Raw genomic sequence first — 707 nt, 5'->3', positions numbered from 1 at the left:
CCGTTGAGCTTGCAGGTTTCCACCAGCGACGCGACGGTGGCCCAGTGCTCACCGCCGCCGTCGCTGCCAGCGAACAGAGCATTCTTGCGCGTGAGGGCCAGCGGGCGGATGCTGCGCTCCACACTGTTGCTGTCGATCTCCACCCGGCCGTCGTCGAGGAACAGCGTCAGCCCCTCCCAGCGGCTGAGCGCGTAGCGGATCGCCTCGGCCAATGTCGATTTGCGCAACACCGTCGCCAGCTGCTTTTCCAGCCACGCCTTCAGTTCCGCAATCAGCGGCGTCGAGCGGGCCTGGCGCTCCCGGCGGCGCGCCTCGGCGTCACGGCCGCGGATCTCCGCTTCCACCGCGTACAACTGGGCGATGCGCCGCAAGGCTTCGCTGGCGATCGGCGCCGAGCCGCCGGTCTGGAGATCATAGAAGCCCCGGCGGACGTGCGCCCAGCAGAAGGCGAGGCGCACGGCTCCGCCCTCGGCCAGCTTGCGATAGCCGGCATAGCCGTCGACCTGGAGCACGCCGGTGAATCCCCGCAGGTGCGCCACCGGCCGTTCCGCCTTGCGATCGGGAGCATAGACGTAGGCCACCGCCGGCGGCTCCGGTCCGTTCCAAGGGCGATCGTCGCGCGCGTAGGCCCAGAGCTGGCCGGTCTTCGTGCTGCCGCGTCCGGGGTCGAGCACCGGCGCCGTCGTCTCGTCGGCGACCAACTTGCC

Annotated in this window: 1 protein-coding gene; it reads right to left on the bottom strand. The window is 70.4% G+C overall.

Annotation, left to right across the window (positions count from 1 at the left end):
* Positions 1-707, bottom strand: a 707-nt coding sequence (gene tnpC, locus DS837_RS31895) for an IS66 family transposase (protein WP_149168404.1), incomplete at both ends; no start/stop codon positions are given.

It is taken from the genome of Azospirillum brasilense, from assembly GCF_008365405.1.
Lineage (GTDB): Bacteria > Pseudomonadota > Alphaproteobacteria > Azospirillales > Azospirillaceae > Azospirillum > Azospirillum brasilense_D.
The sequence above is the reverse complement of the archived record's forward strand: the minus strand, read 5'-3'. Positions and strand labels throughout refer to the sequence as shown.